11 protein-coding genes are annotated in these 16291 nt (G+C 64.0%); 7 read left to right on the forward strand and 4 right to left on the reverse strand.

All coding sequences use genetic code 11. The features are described 5' to 3' along the window. The first annotated feature begins 221 nt into the window (after positions 1-221). The 4 genes from chrA to HGB41_RS06680 all read left to right on the forward strand — a co-directional run bounded on the left by chrA (position 222) and on the right by HGB41_RS06680 (position 5134). A complete protein-coding gene (chrA, locus tag HGB41_RS06665; protein WP_171082470.1) occupies positions 222-1541 on the forward strand; it encodes a chromate efflux transporter in 1320 nt (439 codons plus the stop codon). After that, entirely contained in the window at positions 1534-2643 is a 1110-nt protein-coding gene (gene moaA / locus HGB41_RS06670; RefSeq protein ID WP_171082472.1) for a GTP 3',8-cyclase MoaA, read from the forward strand. The genes chrA and moaA overlap by 8 nt, the downstream gene beginning before the upstream one ends. Positions 2644-2648: 5 nt before the next feature. Next, on the forward strand, positions 2649-4520 hold the full coding sequence (gene moeA, locus HGB41_RS06675; RefSeq protein WP_171082475.1) for a molybdopterin molybdotransferase MoeA: 1872 nt from the start codon (positions 2649-2651) through the stop codon (positions 4518-4520). 80 nt (positions 4521-4600) lie between these two features. Further along, positions 4601-5134 (forward strand): REP-associated tyrosine transposase, encoded by a 534-nt coding sequence (locus HGB41_RS06680; protein ID WP_171082477.1) that lies wholly within the window; start codon positions 4601-4603, stop codon positions 5132-5134. 82 nt (positions 5135-5216) lie between these two features. Here the strand turns inward: HGB41_RS06680 and HGB41_RS06685 are convergent, their stop codons facing one another. The 4 genes from HGB41_RS06685 to HGB41_RS06700 all read right to left on the reverse strand — a co-directional run bounded on the left by HGB41_RS06685 (position 5217) and on the right by HGB41_RS06700 (position 10584). Further along, complete coding sequence (locus HGB41_RS06685; protein WP_171082479.1) at positions 5217-6536, reverse strand: DNA recombination protein RmuC; 1320 nt, start codon at positions 6534-6536, stop codon at positions 5217-5219. A gap of 1 nt (position 6537) precedes the next feature. Further along, on the reverse strand, positions 6538-6942 hold the full coding sequence (locus HGB41_RS06690) for a group II truncated hemoglobin (protein ID WP_171082481.1): 405 nt from the start codon (positions 6940-6942) through the stop codon (positions 6538-6540). A gap of 66 nt (positions 6943-7008) precedes the next feature. Further along, positions 7009-9552, reverse strand: a complete 2544-nt coding sequence (locus tag HGB41_RS06695; RefSeq protein WP_171082483.1) for an ABC transporter permease — start codon at positions 9550-9552, stop codon at positions 7009-7011. A 9-nt stretch (positions 9553-9561) separates the two neighbouring features. Then, complete coding sequence (locus HGB41_RS06700) at positions 9562-10584, reverse strand: adenosine deaminase (RefSeq protein ID WP_171082485.1); 1023 nt, start codon at positions 10582-10584, stop codon at positions 9562-9564. A gap of 573 nt (positions 10585-11157) precedes the next feature. Between HGB41_RS06700 and HGB41_RS06705 the strand changes: the two genes are divergently transcribed. The 3 genes from HGB41_RS06705 to HGB41_RS06715 all read left to right on the forward strand — a co-directional run bounded on the left by HGB41_RS06705 (position 11158) and on the right by HGB41_RS06715 (position 16146). After that, complete coding sequence (locus tag HGB41_RS06705; protein WP_171082487.1) at positions 11158-13080, forward strand: PrkA family serine protein kinase; 1923 nt, start codon at positions 11158-11160, stop codon at positions 13078-13080. A gap of 238 nt (positions 13081-13318) precedes the next feature. Further along, entirely contained in the window at positions 13319-14590 is a 1272-nt protein-coding gene (locus tag HGB41_RS06710) for a YeaH/YhbH family protein (RefSeq protein ID WP_171082489.1), read from the forward strand. A gap of 32 nt (positions 14591-14622) precedes the next feature. After that, positions 14623-16146, forward strand: coding sequence for a SpoVR family protein (locus tag HGB41_RS06715; protein WP_171082491.1), 1524 nt, complete (start codon positions 14623-14625; stop codon positions 16144-16146). Positions 16147-16291 lie beyond the last annotated feature (145 nt).

Genomic DNA, 16291 nt, shown 5'->3' on the forward strand with positions numbered 1-16291 from the left:
TTCGTTTGCGCTGGTGGTGTGCTGCGAACTTGGGTCCCGGCCTGCGCCGGGACGACGGTTTTTAAGTTAGAGGTACAAACAGCGCAAACTTTTTACCCGCTCCCCCGGCACGTCATCCCGGCGAAGGCGGAAGCAATGCCACCGGCCTTGCTTCCGCCAAGCTTCGCAACCGAAGTCCCTTCAGCAAGCCCCGCGACATATTGATGGGTTACGATCACACCATGCAAGCCCCCGACCCCATCCCCCTCCGCGTCGCCCTGCTCTACTGGCTCAAGCTCGGCTTCATCAGCTTCGGCGGCCCCGCCGGCCAGATCGCGCTGATGCACGCAGAACTGGTCGAGCGCCGCCGCTGGATTTCGGAGCAGCGCTTCCTGCACGCGCTGAACTACTGCATGCTGCTGCCCGGCCCGGAAGCGACCCAGCTGGCGGTCTATATCGGCTGGCTGCTGCACCGCACGCTGGGCGGTATCATGGCCGGGCTGCTCTTCATCCTGCCCTCGCTGCTCTTGCTCATCGGGCTGTCCTGGATCTACCTGGCCTGGGGCCACCTGCCGGCGGTCAGCGGGATCATGGCCGGGATCAAGCCGGCGGTGGTCGCCATCGTTATCGCAGCCGCCTGGCGCATCGGCACGCGCACCCTGCGCAACGGCGTGCTGTGCGCGATCGCCGCGCTGGCCTTCGTTGCGATCGCCGTGTTCGATATCCCCTTCCCGCTGATCGTGCTGCTGGCAGCCATGGCCGGCCTCATAGGCGGGCGCATCTGGCCGCACCGATTCCAGCCCGGCGGTGGCCATCCGCTAGAGCGCAAGCATTACGGCCCGGCGCTGATCGACGACGACACGCCAACGCCCGAACATGCCCGCTTCTCGCTGCGCCACCTGCTCAAGGTCGCGCTGATCGGCTGCGGGCTCGCGCTCGCCGCCTGGCTGGCCCTGGCCGCCGTCTACGGCGTGGACGGCACCCTGGCCCGGATGGGCTGGTTCTTCACCAAGGCAGCACTGATGACCTTCGGCGGCGCCTACGCGGTGCTGCCCTATGTGGTGCAGGGTGCGGTCGAGAAGTACGGGTGGCTGAGCGCGGCGCAGATGATCGACGGGCTGGCGCTGGGCGAAACCACGCCCGGGCCCCTGATCATGATCGTGGCCTTTGTCGGCTTCGTGGGCGGCTGGACCCATGCGCTGTTTGGTCCGGATTCGCTGCCGCTTGCCGGCGCGGCCGGCGCGCTGGTGGCGGCGCTGTTCACCTTCCTGCCGTCCTTCGTCTTCATCCTCGCCGGCGGCCCGCTGGTCGAGTCCGGGCGCGGCAACGTCCGGTTCACGGCGCCCCTCACCGCCATCTCGGCCGCCGTGGTCGGGGTGGTTGCCAGCCTGGCCGTATTCTTCGGGCAGCATGTGTTCTTTGCGGGCGGCACAGCGCAGCCGGCGGCGATCGTCATCGGCGCGGCCGCCAGTATCGCCCTGCTGGGCTTCAAGGTCGGGCCAATCCGCCTGATCGCCGCCTGTGCGCTGGCGGGCCTCGTGCTATCGTATTGGCATGTCTGAAAAAATCATCATGATCAACGACTTGCGCTCGCCGATGCTGACAGTGCCGGCAGAGGCGGACGCGCCCACCGGACGGCTTGTGGACGCCCTCGGCAGGCCGCTGCACGACCTGCGCATCTCGGTCACCGACCGCTGCAATTTCCGCTGCGTGTACTGCATGCCGAAGGAAGTGTTCGACAAGGACTACGCCTACCTGCCGCACAGCGAGCTGCTCTCGTTCGAAGAGATCACGCGGGTCGCCCGCATCTTCATTGCGCACGGCGTCGAGAAGATCCGCCTGACTGGCGGCGAACCGCTGCTGCGCAAGAACCTCGAACGCCTGGTCGGCATGCTGCGCGCCCTGCCCACGCCGAGCGGGCGTCCGCTCGACCTCACACTCACCACCAACGGCTCACTACTGGCGCGCAAGGCACAGGCCCTGAAAGAAGCGGGCCTGGACCGCGTGACGGTATCGCTCGACGCGCTCGACGAGGCCATGTTCCGCCGCATGAACGATGTCGATTTTTCGGTCGCCGACGTACTGCACGGCCTGGACGCCGCGCACGCGGCCGGGCTCGGGCCGATCAAGGTCAACATGGTCGTCAAGGGCGGCACCAACGACGGCCAGATTTTGCCGATGGCGCGCCACTTCAAGGGTTCGCCCTTCATCCTGCGCTTCATCGAGTACATGGACGTGGGCGCCTCGAATGGCTGGAACATGGACGAGGTCATTCCTTCCGCAGAGGTGATCCGGCGCATCGGGGCGGAGTTGCCGGTCGCACCGACCTCGGCCAACTACGCGGGCGAAACCGCCGCGCGCTGGCGCTACCTCGACGGCAGCGGCGAAGTCGGCGTGATCTCCAGCGTCACCCAGGCCTTCTGCCACGACTGCTCACGCCTGCGCCTTTCGACCGAGGGCAAGCTCTACACCTGCCTGTTCGCCACCCGCGGCAACGACCTGCGCGCCCTGCTGCGCACCGGCCGCGCGGACGAGGAGCTGTCGGCCGCCGTTGCCCAGCTCTGGCGCGGGCGCACCGACCGCTATTCGGAAACCCGCACCATCGATACGTCGGGTCTTGCGCCGGGCGCGAAGCGGGTCGAAATGTCTTACATCGGCGGTTAAAAAAAATGGACAAGAAACTCATTACAGGACTGGTCCTGGCGGGCGGGCGCGGCTCGCGCATGGGCAATGTGGACAAGGGCCTGCAGCCCTTCCGCGGCAGCACGATGGCCCAGCATGTGATCGACCGGCTCGTGCCACAGGTCGGCAGCGTCATGGTCAACGCCAACCGCAACCTGGAAGCCTGGCTGGAACTCGCTGCCCCCGTGTGGGCCGATGAAACGGCCGGTTTCGCGGGTCCGCTGGCCGGGCTGGAAGCCGGACTGCGCCACTGCGTCACTCCATGGCTGCTGGCCGTGCCCTGCGATTCGCCCTTCCTGCCGCAAGACCTGGCTGTCAGGCTGGCCGCCGCGGTCGAAGACGCGGACGCCGACCTCGCCTTCGCCGTGACCCAGGAGCCCGGCATGCGCCCGCAGGCGCATCCGGTGTTCTGCCTGGTGAAGGCGAGCCGGCTGCCGGTGTTGTCGCAGTATCTTGCCGAGGGCGGACGGCGCATGGATGGCTGGTACAAGGGCCTGAAGGCGGTCGAGGTATTGTTCGACGATGCCGATGCCTTCCGCAACATCAACACGCTCGAAGAGCTGCACGTGTTGGACGACACGCTGCCGCCGACGCTGGCCAAGGTAACCAGCTGCCTGGACGGCTACGACCCGGACGCGCTGCCGGTGCGCGACGCCCAGCGCATCATCCGAGACTTCGTCCAACCCGTGCGTTCGATCGAAAAGGTCGCGCTGCGCGCTGCGCTGGGCCGTGTGCTCGCTGTAGATGTCATCTCGCCGATCGACGTGCCTGCGCACGACAATTCGGCGATGGATGGCTTTGCGCTGCGTGGCGACGACCTGCTTGTCGATACGCCGGTGACGCTGCGGGTGATCGGCACGGCTTTCGCCGGCAATCCGTCCGGCCTCGTTCCGCAATCGGGCGAATGCGTGCGCATCATGACGGGCGGCGTCATGCCCCTTGGCTGCGACAGCGTGGTGCCGCAGGAATTCGTCAAGCAGGATGGCGACAGCATCAGCCTGGGCGCCGGCGTGATCCGCCCTGGCGACAACCGCCGCTTCGCCGGCGAAGACCTGAAAGCCGGCAGCGAAGCACTCAAGGCCGGCCGCATCGTGCGCCCGGCCGACCTGGGCCTGCTGGCATCGCTCGGCATGCCCGAAGTCGCGGTGCAGCGGCGCCTGCGTGTCGCTTTCTTCTCGACCGGCGACGAGCTGCGTTCCGTCGGCGAACCGCTTATTGAGGGCTGCGTCTACGACAGCAACCGCTACACGATCTACGGCATGCTGCAGCGCCTGGGCTGCGACTTCATCGATATGGGCGTGGTGCGCGACGACCCGCAAGCGCTGGAAGACGCCTTGCGCAGCGCCTGCGAGAACGCGGATGCCATCATCACCTCGGGCGGGGTCTCGGTCGGCGCGGCCGACTATACCAAGCAGGTCATGGGCAAACTCGGCGACGTGACTTTCTGGAAGATCGGCATGCGCCCCGGGCGCCCGCTGGCCTTTGGCCGCATCAAGTCGAACGGCCGCAGCGCTTTCCTGTTCGGCCTGCCGGGCAATCCGGTGGCGGTGATGGTGTCCTTCTACTTCTTCGCGCGCGAAGCGCTGCTGCGCATGATGGGCGCCGACGCCCCGCTGCCCCTGCTGCGCGCACGCTCGAGCGTAGCGATCCGCAAGAAGCCCGGCCGCACCGAATACCAGCGCGGTATCCTGTCGCAGGGTGCGGACGGCCAGCCAGAAGTGCGCATCACCGGCTCGCAAGGTTCGGGCATCCTGCGCTCGATGTCCGAGGCGAACTGCATGGTGGTGTTGCACGACGAGCAGGGCAATGTCGTGACGGGCGACATGGTCGATGTCTTAATATTTGAGGGTTTGATGTAGGGTGGGTGGCTCTGCCGCCCACGCGGTCAACGTTTGATCGGCCACACATCGCCTTTTGGATGCTGCCCTACGATGCGCCGATGTCCTCCTATCGCCGCGCCTTCACCGGCACTTCCTACTTTTTTACGGTCGTGACTCACGACCGGGGCCCCATCCTGTGCGATGAGCCTGTACGCCAAGCCCTACGCTCTGCGATCAAACGGGTTCGACTGCGCCTCCCGTTTCAGACCGATGCGATGGTGCTGATGCCGAATCATCTGCACTGCATCTGGACGCTACCAGATGGCGATACCAACTTCTCCACACGATGGTCGCAGATCAAGCACGACGTTTCCTACATGTGCCGCGACTTGTACCCCGCATCGTTGTCCAGATCGCGACAGCGCCAGCGCGAAGCGCCGATTTGGCAGCGCAGGTTTTGGGAACACCAGCTTCATGACGAGCACGATATGGAACGCCATATCGATTACATCCACTTCAATCCAGTGAAACATGGGTTGATCCAAGCGGCGTCGGCGTGGACGTATTCGACGTTTGCGAGATATGTTCGTGAGGGGATTTATGCGCCGGATTGGGGTGGCAATCCGGAGTGTGAAGACATGAGGTTCGAATAAGCAGCGCGAGGACGCATCCGTTCGACAGCGTGGGCGTTCGTAATTCCGGGCATTGCCCGGAATTACCCCGCCCACGCTACCGTCACTCATCAATATCCGATCTTTCCGAGCCGAGCAGTAGTTGCGCCGCTTCGGCCGGCAAGGCTTCCACCGACTTCAATTTTTTCGCCATGGCGCGGCTGCGCACTTCGGCGCCTTCGATGTTCCTGGCGGCCTTTTCCAGGGTTGCCTTGGTGGTCGCCAGCACATCACCGAACTTGGTGAACTCGGTCTTCACCGCGCCAAGCACCTGCCACACTTCGGACGAGCGCTTTTCCAGCGCCAGCGTGCGGAAGCCCATCTGCAGGCTGTTGAGCAGTGCGGACAGGGTCGACGGGCCGGCAATCGACACGCGCAGGGTGCGTTGCAGGTCGTCGGCCAGGCCGGGACGGCGCATCACTTCCGCATACAGGCCTTCGGTCGGCAGGAACAGGATCGCGAAGTCGGTGGTCTGGGGCGGCGACACGTATTTCTCGCAGATGGTCTTGGCTTCCAGGCGCACCGCGCGTTCCAGCTCGGCGCCGAAGCGTGCCACGCCGTCGGCGTCGGCCCGGTCGGCGGCTTCCAGCAGGCGTTCGTACTGCTCTTTCGGGAACTTGGCGTCGATCGGCAGCCACAGGGGCGCGCCGCCATCAAGCACACCCGGCAGCTTGATCGCGAATTCCACCCGCGCGCCGGTGCCGGCGACGGTCTCCACGTTCTTGGCATACTGGTCATTGGTGAGCACCTGCTCGAGCAGCATCTCGAGCTGCACTTCGCCCCAGGTGCCGCGGGTCTTGACGTTGGTGAGCACCCGCTTCAGGTCGCCCACGCCGATCGCCAGCTGCTGCATCTCGCCCAGGCCCTGGTGCACCTTGTCGAGCCGGTCGCTGACCTGTTTGAAGGATTCGGTCAGGCGCGTTTCCAGCGTGGCGTGCAGCTTTTCATCGACGGTCTGGCGCATCTCTTCCAGGCGCTTCGCATTGTCGTTCTGCAGGTCGCGGATCTTGGTTTCCAGCGTGCCGCGCACTTCCAGCATGCGTTGGGCGTTCGATTCGGTCAGGTTCGACAGGGTCTGCTGCAGCGTGTCGGCGAAGCGCTTGAGCGCGCGCGCCTGCTCTTCGCGGCCGCTGCTCGATTGCAGCTGCATCTGCTGGCGCATGCTGTCGAACTGCTGCACGCCGGCGGCATGGTACTGGCCCATGTGCCCTGCCATCTCCTGGCGCGTGGCCTGGGCGGTGGATTGCAGCTCCAGGCGCAGCTCGCGCTCCAGGCGTTCGATGTGGCGGCCGTCGCCTGCATTGCGGGCGCGGTGAAGTAACAGCAGCTGCAGGACGATGATGATGAGTGCAGCCAGCACGATCAGGAGTTCAATGAATCCCATGTCAGTCCGCCTTGTTCCGCATCCAGTCGGCAGTCTGGTAGAACGACTGCATCAGCCGCATCCGCAGTGCTTCGTCGTATCCGAGGTCTTCCATCGCCCAGGCCATCGCGCGCAGCCACTGGTCGCGCTCCTGGGTGCCGATCGCGAACGGCAGGTGGCGCGCGCGCAGGCGCGGGTGGCCGTGGCGCTCGACGAACAAATCGGGGCCGCCGGTCCAGCCGGACAGGAACATGAACAGCTTCTCGCGCGAGCTGTCGTTGGGGGTCGGGTGCATGGCGTGGATGACGGCGAATTCCGGCTCCAGCTCCATCAGGTCGTAGAAGCGGTCGACCAGTTCGCGCAGGCGGCTGGCGCCGCCCATCACGTCGTACAGCGTTTGGGATTCAGGGATAGACGATTGGGACATGGGCAGCATGATAGCGCAGCCGGGACGGCCCGTGGCCCTCCCGGCACACCCCTGTTGCAAACCTGCTTAAGCCTCGCGCAGGGTCTGCAGCGGCGGCTGGCGCAGCACGCTGCGCAGGCCCAGCCAGCCGCCCAGCAGCGCACACACCACGCCCACCGCCACACCGGCCAGCCACACGCCCGGCTCGAAACGCCACGGGAACTTGAAGACGTATTCCGCAAGCGCCCAGCCCATCGCTGCCGCACCGCTGGCGGCCAGTACGCCGGACAGGCTGCCCACCAAAATGAATTCGATGCGCTGGGCCGTCGCCAGCTGCCCCTTGGTGGCGCCGAGCGCGCGCAGCAGTCCCGCTTCGCGCGTGCGCTCTGACTGCGATCCCATCAGCGCCGCATACAGCACCAGCACGCCCGAGGCGAGCGTGAACACGAACAGGAATTCCACCGCCACCACGACCTGGTCGAGCACGTCCTGCAGCTGGCGGATGATGCCGGAGACGTCGATCACGGTCAGGTTCGGGTAGGCGCGCGTCAGGCTGTTGGTCAGCCCGCCCGCGCTGCCGGGAAGGTGGAAAGCCGTCATGTAGCTGCGCGGGGCATTGACCATCGCTTGCGGATTGATGATGACGAAGAAGTTGGCCCGCATCGAGCCCCATTCGAGCTTGCGCAGGCTGGTCACCTTCGATTCCACCACCAGGCCGCCCATGTCGAAACGCATCACGTCGCCCAGCTTCAGGCCCAGGGTCTGCGCCAGCTTCTGCTCGACCGAGGCTTCGCCCATCGCCGCGGCCGCGCCGGGGACGTCGGCGAACCACTTGCCGGCCACCACCTCGTTCGACTCCGGCAGCTCGCTTGTGGTCGACAGGTTGAATTCGCGTTCCGCCATGCGGCGCGCTTCGCCGTTCTGGAAGCTGTCGCGGGTGAGCTGCTTGCCGTTGATGGCGGTCAGGCGGCCGCGGATCATCGGGAACAGCGTCACATCCTTGACGGCGGCGCCCGCCAACTGGCGTTCGACGCCCGGCGCCTGTTCCGGCTGGATATTGATGATGAAGCGGTTCGGCGCATCCGGCGGCGTGGCCGTGCGCCAGGCCGACATCAAATCGCCGCGCACCACGGTGAGCAGGAGCAGCGCCATCAGGCCGAGCGACAGCGACACCACCTGCACCACGGTGGCGCCGGGACGCCGCTGCAGCGAGGTGATGGCGAAGCGCCAGCCCTGGTGCTTGAAGGCGCCGCGCAGGTGGCGCAGCAGGCGCAGGCCCAGCCAGGCCACCAGCGCGAACACGCCCAGGCCGCCGAGGAAGCCGCTAGCTGTCATCAGGGCCAGCTTGGTATCCCCGGCCTGCCACAGCAGCAGCGCCAGGAACACGCCGATGCCCAGGCCATAAGTGGCCAGCGCCAGCGGCTGCGGGGCCGCCGCTTCGCGCCGGATAACGCGGTTGTGCGGCACGTTGCGCAGCTGGAGCACCGGCGGCAGCGCGAAGCCGACCAGCAGCAGCAAACCGGTAGCGATGCCCTGCAGCGCCGGCAGCATCGACACCGGCGGCAGGTCAGGCGGCAGCAGGCTGCCGATCAGCTCCAGCAGGATGAAGTGGGCGCCGAAGCCCACCAGCACGCCCAGCACGCTGCCCGCCAGGCCGACCAGCGCAAATTCGATCAGGTAGAGCGCGCCCACTTCGTTCTGGGTCATGCCAAGGCAGCGCAGCATGGCGCAAGCATCCAGGTGGCGCTGCATGAAGCGGCGCGCCGCCATGGCTACCGCTACGGCCGCCAGCATGGCCGACAGCAGCCCGACCAGCGACAGGAAGCTGTCGGCGCGGTCGAGCGTAGCGCGCATCTCGGGGCGGCCGTTTTCCAGGGTTTCGATACGCACGCCGCGCACGTTGCGCGCCGCCAGGTCGGCACGCAGCCATTTTTCGAAGGCGGCGACGGTCGCCATGTCGTTCTTCGAGGTCGACGCCACTTGCAAGCGGTAGGTCACGCGCGAGAATTCGTCCACCAGTCTGGTGGCCGGCAGGTCTTGCAGCGACAGCATCACGCGCGGCGCAAAATTGGCGAACGAGGCGCCCTTGTCGGGTTCGGTGGCGATCAGCTGCGCGATGCGGAACGTCTTGTCCCCCAGCTGGATGTTGCTGCCTACACCGACGCGCAACGCCGGCAGCAGGTTGGCGTCGACCCAGACCGTGCCCGGCTCGGGCGTGGCGCGGGTCTTCCGGCCGATGGCGCCACTCGCCTCGTCGGGATTGGTGGTGATGCCGAGCTGTCCACGCAGCGGGTAGCCCGGCTCGACGGCCTTCACCGCGGCCAGCTGGGCGGCGGAGGCGTCGCCCTCGCCCGCCTGCGCCATGCTCTGGAAGGCCACGGTTTCCGCCACCAGCAGGCCGCGCCGGCGCGCTTCCTCGCGCCAGGTTTTCTGGATCGGGTCGTCGGCATTGACCAGCAGGTCGGCGCCGAGCAACTGGTGGGCGTCGCGGTTCAGGCCTGCGCGCATGCGGTCGATGAAGAAGCCGACCGAGGACAATGCTGCCACGGCCACGATCAGGGCCACCAGCAGGAAGCGCAGTTCGCCGGCGCGCCAGTCGCGCGCGGTCATGCGGAGGGACTGTCTGAACATGTGCTGCCCTTATGGGTTGGCGAAGGAAGGGGTGGCGAAGAAGGCGTCCACCTCGGCCAGGTAGGCGCGCTTGCGCTCCGGGTCGAGGAAGGAGGCGGCGAAGCTGTTGTGCGCCAGCTGGCGCGCGTGGCCTGCATCGAGCGGCAGCGCTTCGAAGGCGGCCAGAAAATTGTCGTTCATGTAGCCGCCGAAATAGGCCGGGTCGTCGGAATTGACGGTGGCCACCAGGCCCTGGTCGAGCAGCTCGCGCAGGTTGTGACTGCCCATGACGTCGAACACGCGCAGCTTGATGTTCGACAGCGGGCACACGGTCAGCGCCATTTTTTCGCGCACCAGGCGCGCCACCAGCTCCGGGCTTTCCAGGCTGCGCACGCCGTGGTCGATGCGTTCGACCTTGAGCACGTCGAGCGCGCTTTCGATATAGGCGGGAGGGCCCTCCTCGCCCGCATGCGCCACCAGCCGCAGGCCAAGCTGGCGGGCGCGCTCGAACACGCGTGCGAACTTCTCGGGCGGATGGCCGACCTCGGACGAATCGAGGCCAACCCCGATGAACTTGTCGCGGTAAGGCAGCGACTCGTCGAGCGTGGCCAGCGCTTCTTCTTCGGACAGGTGGCGCAGGAAGCACATGATCAGGCTGGCGCTGACAGGGCTGTCCTGGCAGGCGCGCCATATGCCCGTGATAACGGTCTCGAAGGGAACGCCGCGCGCGGTATGGGTCTGCGGATCAAAGAAGATCTCGGTGTGGCGAACGTTATCAAGCGCGGCGCGCGCCAGGTAGGCGGCCGTCATGTCGTAGAAATCCTGCTCGGTCAGGAGCACGCTGGCGCCGGCGTAATAAATGTCCAGGAAGGATTGCAGGTCGCTGAACGCGTAGGCCTCGCGCAACGCCTCGACCGAGGGATAGGGCAGCGAGACACCGTTTCTTTGTGCCAGCGCAAATATCAGCTCCGGCTCCAGCGAGCCTTCGATATGGATATGTAATTCGGCCTTTGGCATGGCAAGCAGAATGTGGCGCAGCTGGTCGTTCAACATAGTTTCTCCGGCGGGACAAGGCATGACGGACAAGTGTAACGCATGCGTGCCAAAGGCTTTCCGTCATAGGCAAAACCGGTACTTCCCGAGTGCTATTTGCGTGCGCCGCCGCTTGGGCATACAGTGCAGTATCGGCACGCGATCACGGAAAAGACGGCAGGCCGCACGCAGGCCCACAGGCATCGATCGACAGCCATGACGGGAAGACAATAACGTCGATTTGTAGCCTTTCCGCCACCCTGAAAAAACCTTCTTTCCTTATTCGATTCAAGCACTTACAGAACTTACATCAGCTTGCACGACACGCTTTGACTTCGGGAACTATTAGGCACATAATAAATTTCACAAACGCAAAAAATGACCCTCCCCAACAGCTGGGAGACCGGACGCCCTAGTCCGGGTCAATAACAATTCGCAGCATCCGCGGCGCCGGCCATCCCGGTTCTGCATGCGGGCGACCAATGAGGAGCAAGCCCAAGAAAACCCCGGGGCCCGAGGCTGCCTTTGAAATTTCTTCTGCCATGACAGTGATCGTTGCTAGCACACGCTGTTTGTACATAAAGGACATTCGAAATGAGCATCTTTGACAACTACGCAGCCCGCTACGAGCGCACCCGGGAAGAGGAATATTCGATGTCGGAGTTCCTCCAGTTGTGCAAACAAGACCCCCTGACCTACGCCACTGCCCCGGAACGCATGCTGGCCGCCATCGGCGAGCCGACCCTGGTCGACACCCGCCTCGACCCGCGTTTGTCACGCATATTTGCGAACAAGGTCATCAAGATCTATCCGGCCTTCCGCGAGTTCTACGGCATGGAAGAAGTAATCGAGCAGGTGGTCTCCTACTTCCGCCATGCGGCGCAAGGCCTGGAAGAGCGCAAGCAGATCCTGTACCTGCTGGGGCCGGTCGGTGGCGGCAAATCGTCGATCGCCGAAAAGCTCAAGAGCCTGATGGAGCACGTGCCCTTCTATGCGATCAAGGGTTCGCCCGTCAACGAGTCGCCGCTCGGCCTGTTCAACGAAGTCGAAGACGGCACCATCCTCGAAGAAGACTATGGCATCCCGCGCCGCTACCTGCGCGCGATCCCGAGCCCGTGGGCGGTCAAGCGCCTGCACGAGTTCGGTGGCGACATCAACAAGTTCCGCGTCGTGCGGCGCTATCCGTCGATCCTGAAGCAGGTCGCAATCTCCAAGACCGAGCCGGGCGACGAGAACAACCAGGATATTTCCTCGCTGGTCGGCAAGGTCGACATCCGCAAGCTCGAGGACTATGCCCAGGACGATCCGGACGCCTACAGCTATTCCGGCGGCCTGTGCCTGTCCAACCAGGGCCTGATGGAATTCGTCGAGATGTTCAAGGCGCCGATCAAGGTGCTGCACCCATTGCTCACGGCCACGCAGGAGGGCAACTACAAGGGCACCGAAGGCTTCGGCGCGATTCCATTCGAGGGCATCGTGCTGGCGCACTCGAACGAGTCCGAGTGGAAGACCTTCCGCAACAACCGCAACAACGAGGCTTTCCTCGACCGCATCTATATCGTCAAGGTGCCTTACTGCCTGCGCGTGTCGGACGAGATCAAGATCTACGACAAGCTGATGCACAACTCCTCGCTCGACAAGGCGCCCTGCGCCCCGGGCACGCTGCGCATGATGGCGCAGTTCGCGATCCTGTCGCGCCTGAAGGACCCGGAAAATTCCAGCGTCTATTCCAAGATGCTGGTCTACGACGGCGAGAACCTGAAGGACACCGACCCCAAGGCCAAGTCGCTGCACGAATACGTCGACTATGCCGGGGTGGACGAAGGCATGAACGGGCTGTCGACGCGCTTCGCCTTCAAGATCCTGTCCAAGGTCTTCAACTTCGACAATACCGAAGTGGCGGCGAATCCGGTGCACCTGCTCTACGTACTCGAACAGCAGATCGAGCGCGAGCAGTTCCCGCCGGAGACCGAGCAGCGCTACCTGTCGTATATCAAGGAGCACCTCGCGCAGCGCTATGTCGATTTCATCGGCAAGGAAATCCAGACCGCCTACCTGGAAAGCTATTCGGAATACGGCCAGAACATTTTTGATCGCTACGTGACCTTTGCCGACTTCTGGATCCAGGACCAGGAATTCCGCGATCCGGACACCGGGGAGAGCTTCGACCGCGAATCGCTGAATGCCGAACTCGAGAAGATCGAGAAACCGGCCGGCATCTCGAACCCGAAGGATTTCCGCAACGAGATCGTCAACTTCAGCCTGCGTGCGCGGGCCACGAATGCCGGCAAGAACCCGGCATGGACCAGCTACGAAAAATTCCGCAGCGTGATCGAGAAGAAGATGTTCTCGAATACCGAGGAACTGCTGCCGGTGATTTCCTTCAACGCCAAGGCGAGCGCCGAAGATGCCAACAAGCATGCCGACTTCGTGGCCCGCATGGTCGAGAAAGGCTATACGCCGAAACAGGTGCGCCTGCTCTGCGAATGGTACTTGCGTGTAAGGAAATCCTCCTGACAGGGCGCAGCGCACGCCGCAAAAATGGCGTGCGCCGCACACGCGATTGCGCTGCGTATTAAGATAGACGTATCGAGATTTCGCAGCCCGCCCGCATAGCATCGGCGGCTCGAAGAACCGTCGCGAGCGGCAGCAGTTGCGGTCGAGAAGCGCAACCGTACAAGCGTACGGTGAGCATCGCAGACCGCAACTGCAACGCGCAGCAGGTTCTTCGAGCCGCCACCACAGGAGGCCAGTTTTGACTTATCTCATCGACCGTCGCTTGCAGGGCAAGAACAAGTCCGCGGTCAACCGCGAACGCTTCCTGCGCCGCTACAAGGCGCAAATCAAGGATGCGGTCGGCCGCGCGATCAAGGGCCGCTCCATCACCGACATCGAGAACGGTGAAAAGGTCACGATTCCCGTCAAGGACGTGAGCGAACCCCATTTTGGCCATGCCCATGGCGGCGTCTGGGAAACGGTCAACCCCGGCAATACCGAATACCAGAAAGGCGACCAGTTCAATCGCCCCCGCAGCGGTGGCGGCGGCGCCGGGCGCGGACGCGCCGGCAACAGCGACCAGACCAACGACGACGATTTCATCTTCGAGCTGTCGCGCGAAGAATTCATGAACTATTTCTTCGAAGATCTTGAGCTGCCGAACATGGTCAAGACCCAGCTGGCCCAGACCATCGAGTTCAAGAGCCAGCGCGCCGGCTACAACGTGTCCGGCACCCCATCGAACATCCACGTGCTGCGCTCGTTGCGCGGCGCACTCGGCCGCCGCATCGCTGTCGGCGGCCCGGCCCGGCGCCAGCTCAAGGAGGCCGAAGAAGAATTGCAATTGCTGCTCGATGCCGGGGCCCCCGTCGACGACGAGATGGTGGTGGAACTGAAAGAGCGCATCCACCACCTGCACATCCGCCTGAATGCCATTCCTTTCATCGACCCCTTCGACCTGCGCTATTCGAACCGGATCAAGGTGCCCAAGCCGAGCACCCAGGCGGTGATGTTCTGCATCATGGACGTCTCCGGCTCGATGGACGAGACCCGCAAGGACACCGCCAAGCGCTTCTTCATCCTGCTCTACCTCTTCCTCAAGCGCGTCTACGAGAAGATCGAAGTGGTCTTCATCCGCCACCATACGGCGGCGGCCGAGGTCGACGAAAACGAATTCTTCCATTCGCGCGAATCCGGAGGCACGGTGGTGTCCTCGGCCCTGCACCTGCTGCAGAAGGTCATCGCCGAGCGCTACGGCAGCTCGGACTGGAACGCCTACGTGGCCCAGGCTTCGGACGGCGACAACTGGGACAACGATTCGGTGCTGTGCAAGCAGATCCTGAACAACGCCATCATGCCGCGGGTCCAGTACTACACCTATGTCGAGATCACCGACGGCCCGCCGCAGAACCTGTGGGAGCAATATTGCGAGGTGGCCGACCACCACAAGAATTTCGCCATGCAGAAGATCGTCACGCCGGCCGACATCTACCCGGTCTTCCGCGAGCTGTTCAAGAAGCAGCCGAAGTAACAGCGAAGCAAAAGACGATACGGAGGCACCCCATGCCACGAGACCCGAACAACCCGCGCGCCCTGCCCGAACAGTCGGAATGGACTTTCGACCTGATCGAGCAGGCGCACGACGAAATCAAGCGGGTAGCCAAGCGCTACAACCTGGACACCTATCCAAACCAGCTCGAGATCATCACCGCCGAGCAGATGATGGACGCCTACACTTCGGTCGGCATGCCGGTGTCCTATAACCACTGGTCCTTCGGCAAGCATTTCCTGTCAACCGAGAAGAGCTACAAGCGCGGGCAGATGGGCCTGGCCTACGAAATCGTCATCAATTCGAATCCCTGCATCGCCTACCTGATGGAAGAGAACAGCCTGACGATGCAGGCGTTGGTGATCGCCCATGCTGCTTACGGGCACAATTCCTTCTTCAAGGGCAACTACCTGTTCCGCACCTGGACCGATGCCGACGCGATCGTCGACTATATGGTGTTTGCCAAAAACTATATCGCCGAGTGCGAGCAGCGCTATGGCATCGACGCGGTCGAAGACCTGCTCGATTCATGCCATGCGCTGCAGAATTACGGGGTCGACCGCTACAAGCGCCCGGCTAAGCTCTCGGTGGCGCAAGAGAAAGCGCGCCTGAAAGAGCGCGAGGAATACGCCCAGACGCAGGTCAATTCCATCTGGCGCACCCTGCCGCTGCGCGAGGAACAGGTGCTTAACGCGGCGCCGGTGCGTTTCCCGCCCGAGCCGGAAGAAAACCTGCTCTACTTCATCGAGAAATACGCGCCCCTGCTGGAACCCTGGCAGCGCGAGCTGGTCCGCATCACGCGCAAGATCTCGCAGTATTTCTATCCGCAGCGCCAGACCCAGGTGATGAACGAAGGCTGGGCCACCTTCTGGCACTACACGATCCTGCAAGACCTGTACAAGGAAGGCATCGTCGGCGACGGCTTCATGCTGGAATTCCTGCAAAGCCATACGAACGTCGTCTACCAGCCGCCGGCCACCAGCCCCTACTACAGCGGCATCAACCCATACGCGCTCGGTTTTGCGATGATGACCGACATTCGGCGCATTTGCGAAGAGCCCACCGACGAAGACCGGGCCTGGTTTCCCGACATTGCGGGCAGCGACTGGCTCAAGACCCTGGATTTTGCGATGCGCAACTTCAAGGACGAGAGCTTTATCGCCCAATACCTGTCGCCCAAGTTGATCCGCGACTTCCACTTCTTCGCCGTACTCGACGACGACCGCAGCGACAAGCTGACAATTTCGGCGATCCACGACGAACAGGGTTATCGCTACGTGCGCCACAAGCTTGCTGAGCAGTACAACATCGGCAGCCGCGAACCGAATATCCAGGTCTGGCAGGTCAATACCCGGGACGACCGCGCCCTGACCCTGCGCCACACCCAGTTCAACCGGCGTCCGCTGAACCAGCAGGCGCAGGAAGTGCTGAAGCACGTGGCCCGCCTGTGGGGTTTCGACGTGCGCCTGGAAACCGTGGACCCGAGCGGACACGTGGTGAGTTTCCTTGAGTGCCGGCGCGAGAAGCGCGGCCGCTGACGGCTCAACCCCTTCCCCCTCGCCCACCCACGCCTGCGGGCCTGCGGATGGGCGATTCCGCCCCCCCCGCTCCATCGATGCCTCGCGCAAGGCGGGACGCGCCCTTGCCTGACCCCGGGACTCGGATTACCATGCATGCGGCATA

This window comes from Telluria aromaticivorans (assembly GCF_013003915.1).
In the GTDB taxonomy this organism is placed as follows: domain Bacteria; phylum Pseudomonadota; class Gammaproteobacteria; order Burkholderiales; family Burkholderiaceae_D; genus Telluria; species Telluria aromaticivorans.

Excerpts from the sequence above, each read along its gene's own strand:
- chrA (WP_171082470.1), top strand. The coding sequence starts at position 222 with ATGCAAGCCCCCGACCCCATCCCCCTCCGCGTCGCCCTGCTCTACTGG.
- moaA (WP_171082472.1), top strand. The coding sequence starts at position 1,534 with ATGTCTGAAAAAATCATCATGATCAACGACTTGCGCTCGCCGATGCTG.
- moeA (WP_171082475.1), top strand. The coding sequence starts at position 2,649 with ATGGACAAGAAACTCATTACAGGACTGGTCCTGGCGGGCGGGCGCGGC.
- HGB41_RS06680 (WP_171082477.1), top strand. The coding sequence starts at position 4,601 with ATGTCCTCCTATCGCCGCGCCTTCACCGGCACTTCCTACTTTTTTACG.
- HGB41_RS06685 (WP_171082479.1), bottom strand. The coding sequence starts at position 6,536 with ATGGGATTCATTGAACTCCTGATCGTGCTGGCTGCACTCATCATCATC.
- HGB41_RS06690 (WP_171082481.1), bottom strand. The coding sequence starts at position 6,942 with ATGTCCCAATCGTCTATCCCTGAATCCCAAACGCTGTACGACGTGATG.
- HGB41_RS06695 (WP_171082483.1), bottom strand. The coding sequence starts at position 9,552 with ATGTTCAGACAGTCCCTCCGCATGACCGCGCGCGACTGGCGCGCCGGC.
- HGB41_RS06700 (WP_171082485.1), bottom strand. The coding sequence starts at position 10,584 with ATGTTGAACGACCAGCTGCGCCACATTCTGCTTGCCATGCCAAAGGCC.
- HGB41_RS06705 (WP_171082487.1), top strand. The coding sequence starts at position 11,158 with ATGAGCATCTTTGACAACTACGCAGCCCGCTACGAGCGCACCCGGGAA.
- HGB41_RS06715 (WP_171082491.1), top strand. The coding sequence starts at position 14,623 with ATGCCACGAGACCCGAACAACCCGCGCGCCCTGCCCGAACAGTCGGAA.